The organism is Rhodococcus sp. EPR-157, from assembly GCF_001647195.1.
Classification (GTDB): domain Bacteria; phylum Actinomycetota; class Actinomycetes; order Mycobacteriales; family Mycobacteriaceae; genus Rhodococcoides.
In genome coordinates this window covers 1-5,896 of record NZ_LVCV01000501.1, presented here as the reverse complement: position 1 = coordinate 5,896, position 5,896 = coordinate 1, and the positions used below count along the sequence as shown (strand labels likewise).

The window sequence follows — 5,896 nt, the reverse complement described above, 5'->3', positions numbered from 1 at the left end:
AACTCCAAGATCTCTACTGAGCCAATCGGGTGTCGCTACGTTCCATCAACCACATGACCATGCGTCGGGTCCGGGGTGAAGCGAAGGTGAACGGAAAATGCCTGGACAGTTCGACTACGCGAACACCGACGGCGAAGCTGTGTAGTCATGATGAATCGGCCCGCTGGATGCGACGAGAGGCACAGCGCTTCCGCCCCTGCGAACGGCGACGAACTCGGCCGCAATCGCGACTGCGGTCTCCTCCGGAGTCCTGGCCCCGAGATCCAACCCGATAGGCGACCTCAGCCGCGCCAACTCAACCTCCTCGAGGCCCACCTCCCGTAGCCGACGCAACCGATCTACATGTGTTCGGCGAGAACCCATTGCACCGACGAACGCGACCGGCAAACGTAGCGCCACCTTCAGCAGCGGCACATCGAATTTCGCATCGTGGGTCAGAACGCAAACGACGGTTCTCGAATCCACTTCTGTCCGAGCCAGGTAGCTGTGGGGCCACTCCACCACTACCTCGTCGGCGTCCGGGAACCGCGCTTCCGTAGCGAACACGGGCCGCGCGTCGCACACTGTCACGCGGTAGCCGAGGAACGAGCCGAGCCGAGCGAGTGCGCCCGCGTAATCGACGGCGCCGAAGATCAACAGCCGCGGTTTCGATGCATACGAGGACACGAACACCTCCAGATCCGGCCGACAGCGCACGGAGCGAATACCCGAGGCCCCGGAATCGAGCATTGCCAGTGCCTCTTCGGCGAGGACCGCGTCCAGATCGGCGAATCCCGTTGTCCCGAAACCACCGAGTCGCCCAACCATGAGAATGGCTCCGGACTCGTCGAGAACCTGGGCAGTCGCCACCGACTCGCCACACCCCACGGCATCGACGAAAGACGCGGGAACAGCGCACGATACGAACACCTCGATCACACCACCGCACGTCAACCCGACCGCGAAGGCGTCATCGTCGTGGTACCCGAAACTCGTCCGGACACACTGCCGGCTCGAGAGCACCTCGCGGCACAGCTCGTAGACAGCACTCTCGACGCACCCGCCGGACACGCTGCCCACCGCTTCGCCGTCCGCACTGACGGCCATCGCCGCCCCCGGCAGGCGAGGCGCACTGCCTGAGACGGAGATGACTGTGGCCAGTGCGTACGGCATCGACTCGGAATGCCATTGCGCCAACCTCGTTGCGATGTCGCGCATCACGAAATACCGAGAGCCTCTTCGATCGGGTGCAGCGCGAAGTACACGAAGAAGATGGCCGACATCACGTAGAGCAGCCAGTGAGTCTGTCGCACTTTTCCTTTCGCCACTCGGATCAACGTGTACGAGATCACCCCGGCCGCGACACCCACCGTGATCGAGTATGTGAACGGCATCAGCACGATAGTCAGAAAGGCGGGAATCGCGATTTCGGTGTTCTCCCAGTCGATCTTGCGGACGTGGGTCATCATCAGTGCACCGACCAGGACGAGTGCGGGTGCTGCCGCACCGACAGGTACGACGCCTGCCAGCGGAGTGAAGAAGATCAGGCTGGTCAGGAGCCCGCCGGTCACGATACTGGCCAATCCGGTTCGGGCCCCCTCGGTGACACCTGCTGCGGACTCGACGACGGCGGTGTTGGCCGAGCCGTTGATCGCACCACCCACGACGGCACCCAGGCCGTCGACGGTCAGAATGCGGCTCAGGCCGGGCATTCTTCCCTGCTTGTCGACCAAACCTGCTTCTTCACCGACACCGAGGATGGTGCCCATCGCGTCGAAGAATCCCGACAGCACCAGCGTGAACAGCACCACCGACGCGGTGACGACACCGGCTCGGGCGAATCCGCCGAACAGGTCGACCTCGAACAGCAGGCCGAACTGCGGGGTAGCGATGATCGAATCAGGCACCTTGGGCACCACGGGTCCCCACGACTTGGGATCGATGTCGATCATCGAGTTCAAGATGATCGCAAGGTTGGTAGCGACGAAGATGCCGATCAGCATCGCTCCCGGAACTCGCCTGACGAACAGCATGATCATCACTACGAGCCCGACGCAGAACACGAACACCGGCCAACCTGCGAGCTTGCCGAAGGTACCCAAAGTTACGGCGGTCGCGGCCGATTCATGGTGTCCGACGAACCCGGCGTCGACCAGTCCGATCAGCGCGATGAACGCACCGATTCCGACGCCGATCGCCTGCTTGAGAACCAGCGGGATGGCATCCATGATCAGCTGCCGAATTCCGGTGAGCGCGAAGATGACGATCACGACGCCTTCGAGCACCACCAGTCCCATCGCCTGTGGCCATGTCATGTACGGCGCGGCTTGGAACACGACGATCGGGGTGACGCCGAGGCCCGCAGCCATTGCCAGCGGCGCGTTTCCGACCACGCCCATGAGGATCGTCGTCAGCCCGGCCGACAACGCAACCATGGTGGACAGCTGCGCGGGATCGAGAGTGGCGCCGGTGACGTCCTTGGCATCACCGATGATCAGTGGGATGAGCACGATCAGGTAGGCCATGGCGACGAACGTGGTTACACCGCCACGTATTTCGCGAGATATGGTCGACCCTCGAACGGAGATCGAGAAGAACTTGTCGAGCGGAGACAAACTCCGTTCGCGGGTACTGGAGGAATCTAGCTGTGTCATGACAGTGCCCTCCCAGGGCTGTGGTGGCTAGGGGCAGCGTAGGTGGGGTCGGGCCCGGGGAGTTGGCGCACGGCACCGCTACCTGCATGGTCGTAGGTGAGTCAGCTATTGACGATGTGTTCCGGCCGGATCGGCACGCGGGTGAGCGCGAGTCCGGTGGCGTCGCGGATCGCGGCGACGACGGCGGGCGTGGACGACAGAGTGGGTGGTTCCCCGGCGCCGCGAAGACCGTACGGCGCCAACGGGTCTGCGTTCTCGAGGATGTCCAGCTTCATGGGCGGCATGTCGAGAATCGTCGGAATGAGGTAGTCGGTGAACGATGGGTTCTTGACGAGACCGTCCTTGACGACGATCTCCTCCATGACGGCGAGGCCGAGACCCTGAGCCGATCCGCCGTGAATCTGACCTTCGAGCGAGAGTCGGTTCAGAATCTTGCCGACATCTTGGACGGCCGCCATTTCGACGACCTTGACCAGGCCCAGTTCGACGTCGACATCGACCACTGCTCGGTGAACGCACAGCGCGAGCTGAGTGTGGCTTGCACCCTGTCCGGTAATGGGATCCATGCCACTGGTGGGCCGGTGGTGGAACTCGCGGGTCTGCTCGATCACACGCTCGCCCAGGACGTCCTCGATGCTCGCCAGCACACCGTCGGCGGCAGAGACGATCTTTCCGCCGTCGAGACCGAGATCGTTCACGGCGCGCCCGAGGTGGAGTCCCGCAAGCACGAACACTGCCTCGCGAACGGCTTCGCAGGCCGTCTTGACTGCCCCGCCGGTCATGTACGACTGACGCGACGCCGACGAGGACCCGGCATTGCCGACCTTCGTGTCCGCGGGATGGATGACCACCTTCGTCACTCCGAGTTCGGTTCGGGCGATCTGCGCCTCGAGTGTGACCAGGCCCTGCCCGACTTCTGCTGCGGCAGTGTGCACCAGCGCAGTGGCCTCACCGCCGATGACTTCCAAACGCACTCGCGCAGTGGAGTAGTCGTCGTAGTTCTCGGAGAAGCAGATGTTCTTGATACCGACGCCGTATCCGACGCCGCGGACGACGCCCTCACCGTGCGTGGTCTGCGACGCTCCACCCGGCAAGTTACGGATGTCCGACGCATCGACCGGAGCAGGCAGTTCCATCGCCTCGGCCCTGGCCAGCATCTCGGCGAGCGGAGCCGGCGCCTCGATCACCTGACCGGTCGCCAGGACGGAACCTTGGCTGACTGCGTTGATCTGGCGGATCTCGATGGGGCCGATTCCGCAGGCCTCACCGAGTTTGTCCATCATCGACTCGTACGCGAAACATGCTTGCACAGCGCCGAATCCACGCATCGCACCGCACGGCGGATTGTTGGTATACACGCCGTACGCGTCGATCTCGATGTTCGGGATGATGTACGGCCCGACACCGAGCGATGCCGCATTGCCGACGACGTTGAGCGTCGCGGAGGTATAGGCACCACCGTCGAGAATGATTTCCACATCCGCGTACAGCAACTTCCCGTCGCGGGTCGCGCCGTACTCGTAGTGCATCTGCGCCGGATGACGGTGGACGTGCCCGAAGAACGATTCGTACCGGTTGTAGACGATCTTGACCGGCTTGCCGGTGTGCATCGCCAACATCGCCGCGTGGATCTGCATCGACAGATCCTCACGCCCACCGAAGGCGCCACCGACGCCGGCCAGCGTCATCCGAATCTTCTCTTTCGGCAGGCCGAGGCACGGTCCGATCTGTTCGAGGTCGTTGTGCATCCACTGCGTCGCGACGTAGAGGTCGATACCACCGTCTTCACCGGGTATGGCCAGGCCGGATTCGGGACCGAGGAATGCTTGGTCCTGAATCCCTACCGAGAACTCGCTACTGACCACGACGTCGGCCGTTGCCTTCGCCGCAGCAACGTCGCCCACCCGCACCGGCTGGTGACGAGCCACTCCCCCGCGCTCCTGAACCTTGGGGTAGGACGGGTCCAGCGCGGCGCGGCGAGCGTCGGTCAGTGGCTCGAGTACCTCGTAGACCACCTCGATCTTCTCCATTGCCCGGCGTGCAGTCTCGGGATGATCGGCGGCGATCAGCGCAATCGGTTCGCCCTCGTGGCGCACCTCGTCGAATGCGAGGACGGGCTGGTCCCAGGTGTGGTCGAGTCCGAAGCACTTTCGTCCCGGTACGTCTTCATGCGTCAGAACTGCTTCGACGCCAGGGGTCGCGAGGGCCTCCGAAATCTTCACGGACACGATACGAGCGCGCGGGTGGGGACTGCGTAGTGCTGCGCCCCAGAGCATTCCGTCGATGAACAGATCCGAGGAATACGCGAACTCGCCTTTGACCTTCAGCGTTCCGTCGGGGCGTAGCGGGCTGTCTCCGACGCGACCGCGTCCGGGCGCCGCGATATCCGCGGGAGCGCGCGTCGGGGTGGAAGTTGGAGTGGTCACAGTACGTCCTCTGCGAGTTTCATCAGGCGGCGGTGGGCGTCGACGCCCTCCTGCGCCACGGCGTCCTGCGGCGCGCTGACGAGCACATCGTCCTCGATGATGGTGCGGCCCCCGACGAGGAGGCGTGCCAGCGGTGGAGTCTGTCCGTACGCGAACGCCACGATCGGATCGTCCACCGCCGAGTAGAACCCGTCGGTCCGCCACAGTGCGAGATCGGCCATCTTCCCGACCTCGATCGACCCGATTTCGTCCTGGCGACCGAGCACTGTTGCTCCGCCGAGAGTCCCGATCTCCAATGCCTGACGAGCCGTCAATGCCGTAGGTCCGTACTTGGCGCGCTGCATGTACATGGCCTGGCGGATCTCGCCTGCCAGCGGCACCATTTCCGCCGAGGCACTGCCGTCGACTCCGAGTCCGACGGGGGCGCCTGCCGCGAGCAGGTCCGAGATCCGTGCGATTCCCGCGCCGAGTCGGGCATTCGAGCTCGGGCAGTGCGCGGCACCGGTTCCGGTGGCCGCCATCTTGGCGATGTCGGAGTCGTGAAGGTGCACCGCATGCGCAAACCAGACGTCGTCACCGAGCCAGCCGACTTGTTCCATGTATTCGACTGGTGTGCAGCCCATCTGAGCGAGGCAGTGCTCTTCTTCGTCGATCGTCTCGGCGAGGTGCGTGTGCAGCCTGACGCCTTTGGCGCGCGCAAGCGTCGCCGATTCGACGAGGAGGTCCTTGCTGATGGAGAACGGAGAGCACGGTGCGACGGCAATGCGCAGCATCGATCCGAATGAACTGTCGTGGTAGGTGTCGATCGCGTCCGACGTCGCGTTCAGAATGTCGTCG

General features: G+C 63.8%; 4 protein-coding genes. All 4 read right to left on the bottom strand.

Features of this window, described 5'->3' with window-relative positions; all coding sequences use genetic code 11:
• Positions 1-114: 114 nt before the first annotated feature.
• On the bottom strand, positions 115-1,197 hold the full coding sequence (locus A2J03_RS22505; RefSeq protein ID WP_068378419.1) for an XdhC family protein: 1,083 nt from the start codon (positions 1,195-1,197) through the stop codon (positions 115-117).
• Positions 1,197-2,633 (bottom strand): NCS2 family permease, encoded by a 1,437-nt coding sequence (locus A2J03_RS22500; protein ID WP_068378417.1) that lies wholly within the window; start codon positions 2,631-2,633, stop codon positions 1,197-1,199. The genes A2J03_RS22505 and A2J03_RS22500 overlap by 1 nt, the downstream gene beginning before the upstream one ends.
• Before the next feature lie 101 nt (positions 2,634-2,734).
• Entirely contained in the window at positions 2,735-5,059 is a 2,325-nt protein-coding gene (locus A2J03_RS22495) for a xanthine dehydrogenase family protein molybdopterin-binding subunit (protein WP_231912659.1), read from the bottom strand.
• A partial coding sequence (locus A2J03_RS22490; protein ID WP_156520538.1) for an amidohydrolase family protein occupies positions 5,056-5,896 on the bottom strand: 841 nt, incomplete at its 5' end. The genes A2J03_RS22495 and A2J03_RS22490, both read right to left, overlap by 4 nt.

Excerpts from the sequence above, each read along its gene's own strand:
- A2J03_RS22505 (WP_068378419.1), bottom strand. The coding sequence starts at position 1,197 with ATGCGCGACATCGCAACGAGGTTGGCGCAATGGCATTCCGAGTCGATG.
- A2J03_RS22500 (WP_068378417.1), bottom strand. The coding sequence starts at position 2,633 with ATGACACAGCTAGATTCCTCCAGTACCCGCGAACGGAGTTTGTCTCCG.